At 52.2% G+C, this 2,750-nt stretch carries 2 protein-coding genes; one reads left to right on the top strand and one right to left on the bottom strand.

Annotated elements, in window-relative coordinates; translation table 11 throughout:
• Nucleotides 1–169 precede the first annotated feature (169 nt).
• Complete coding sequence (locus MK323_15340; GenBank protein ID MCH2483519.1) at nt 170–784, top strand: hypothetical protein; 615 nt, start codon at nt 170–172, stop codon at nt 782–784.
• A gap of 529 nt (nt 785–1,313) precedes the next feature.
• Here MK323_15340 and MK323_15335 read toward each other — a convergent pair.
• The gene (locus MK323_15335) at nt 1,314–2,465 is read right to left on the bottom strand and encodes a Xaa-Pro peptidase family protein (protein ID MCH2483518.1); all 1,152 of its coding nucleotides are present in this window, start codon (nt 2,463–2,465) and stop codon (nt 1,314–1,316) included.
• Nucleotides 2,466–2,750 lie beyond the last annotated feature (285 nt).

The following is a 2,750-nucleotide window of genomic DNA, read 5'->3' as shown; positions in this document are numbered from 1 at the left end:
TGCGGATAGAACATCATTAACACCACCGAAAAGAAAACTTTTTTTCAGCCTCAACCCAAACTTTTTAGAGTTAACAGGTAAACTATTTGGGCTACAGTGCGACAAAACTATTGTACACGGGCAGCAATAGTAAACCCGCACCCGTTCCGTTTGCCGAGGTAACTGAATCATGTATGATAACGACTTCTACGATGACCTGGCTGGAGCCTTGGAACGATCGTGGCGCTTGCTTGAAGAGGCCATTGGCGATCCCACCTCCCCTGTCCGCACACCGGTGCTGATCAGTGTTTCCACCGGTGGTCTAGCACAGGGGCGTACGGTGGTCCTGCGGGGCTTCAATCGACAACAACGTCAGTTACAAATCTATACCGATGTTCGCTCAGCGAAAGTAGCGCAACTGCGAGCCCAGCCAGCCTGCACACTAGTGGCCTACCAGCCAAATCCGATGATGCAACTGCGCCTTAGTACCAACGCTATTGTCAACCACAACAACGAAATCACACACGAAGCATGGGCCGTAATGCCAGGACCCAATCGTTGCAACTACCTCACCGATCCCGATCCTGGATCAATTTCAGTACAGGTCACTGATGGGCGGCCGGTAATCAACGCCGAATCAGTACCAACAAATGATGAAAACGAAATCGCCTACAGTCATTTTTCTGTGATCGTCTTTACGATTAACGAGCTAGAGTGGCTCTATCTGCCGCGGCGTGGGCATCGGCGCGCGCAATTCATTTGGGATGGAGCCGACTCGCTACAAAGCGACTGGCTAATCCCCTGAGCCAAATCCCGACATGGCTGCGATTCATCCAGGGCGAGCTCTAAAAAGATCCTTCTACCCTAACAACCAAAGTGCGATAAATGGCTTAGGTATGCGGTTCCTACTTGTTAACCGGTTAACAGCTTTGAGGACCTAAATCTGGATGCTCAGAATTCCCTCCGCTGTGCGGAGACAATATTTTCAACTGAAGAAAGACTAATGGGGGTGGGTACCCCCAAGTTAGTGTGCTGAAAATGTGCTGAAACTGGGTCCGATCCTGTCCACTCCAGTCCATTCAGGTCCGTTTGCGCGGAGTCGGAGCCTGTTATTTAAAGGGTTTTAGGACCGTTGGTGAGGAGCGCTCTGCCTTCGGGAGGCAGGGGCTGGAGGTTCAAATCCTCTCACCCCGACCATTTAACGCTTGTATTTAAGTTATTCTGGTAGACCACTGCCTCTTGCGTGGGGTGGATAGGCAAACCTCGCAAAACTAATCTAGTTGCGCCAATTTCTGGTCGTGACTAAATCGTGACTAGTTTTCCTACAACTGCTGTCAGTTAATCACCAGCTCACCGAGTGCCTGGGTGATTAGCTCACAGGCTCCATCTGTGACGACAGCCTGCTCACCCAGCGCCATCATATGGCCATTTGTCCTATCGACCATTAGCATGTGCATGAAGAAGACCATTCCAGGCTTCAGGATTTTCTGCTCACCTTCACGGATCAGTGGATTTTCCATCCAGGTCGGTGGAAACATAGCACCCATCGTATAACCACAAACATTGAGATAACTGTCTTCGAAACCTCCAGCGATGAAAGCCCGACGATGTCCCTCAAAGACATCGCTCACTGTCTTTCCTGGTCGTAGAACCTCTTCACAGGCCTGAAGCGCCTCGCGGCACACGGAGAACATCGACCGATGTGCTGAGCTGTCTTCTCCCGTGACTAAGGCGAAGGTCAGCGCCGCGTGATAATGACGGTAGGAAGCCGCAAACTCGTGAAAGACCTGGTCATTCTCCCCGATACAGCGCCCGCCCGACTTGTAGCGCACTAGCAGAGCCGAGGGACCACTGCCCATAGGCCAGACGTGGGCCGGCGTGTCGCCGTCACTCGACCAGATGATACGGTGCATAGCCGCGCGGATATCACCTTCGAAGGCGCCCGGCACCGACAAGCGCACCGCCTCCTCCTGGACAGCTTGGCAGATCTCCCCTGCCTTTCGCATGTAGTTCAACTCTGCCGGACTTTTAACTAACCGCTGCTGGCGCAGGAGGTCTGAGGCGTCCACGAGCTCGCAGAAGCTCTCAAGCGCCACTTCCAACATTTGGCCTCGCTTGGCAGACAGCCCGTAGGCATCGTATTCAACCCCAATGCGCTTGCCACGCATACCATGACCATCAAGCATCTTGCGTACATCGTTGGCCGGGTTCTCAGATCCTGAATCTAACCAGATACGAACGTCCTCGATAATCGAGGTATAGCTCGCCTGAACTCTGTCAGCCGAGCGAGTAACTAAGGTCAATACGCCATTGAGCCCGAGAAACAGTGTTTGGAACAGAACAAAACCGTCGGTGTCGTAACCCGTCAGGTAGTACATGCTCTCCTGCTTGAAGAGGAGCAGACCATCGAGGTTATGTGCGCTGATCCGCCGTCGCGCCTCTAAAAGACGCGCGTCAAACTCTTCCTGGGTGAAATGTAGATTCATAGCACCTTCCCGAATGTCGGATATCACCGACTATGAAGGCTGATCGATGTAGTAGACCTGGAAGAGCTATCGATAGCATCATCGAGGTCATCAAGTCAAACACTACCACCGCTGCGTGGACTAGATATTCGAATTCGTTCTTTTATACAAAGGGGTGGTGTGTGACCAGAATGTGACTGACACCAGTCCACTCCAGGCCATTTGAGTCACTTCCAGTCACTTTCGCGTGGGATCGTCATCTATATCAGTTGGGCAAAGCACTCGCTGCATCTTCTACTATGCCCA

The organism is Gammaproteobacteria bacterium (assembly GCA_022450155.1).
GTDB lineage: Bacteria > Pseudomonadota > Gammaproteobacteria > Arenicellales > UBA868 > REDSEA-S09-B13.
The sequence above is the reverse complement of the archived record's forward strand: the minus strand, read 5'-3'. Positions and strand labels throughout refer to the sequence as shown.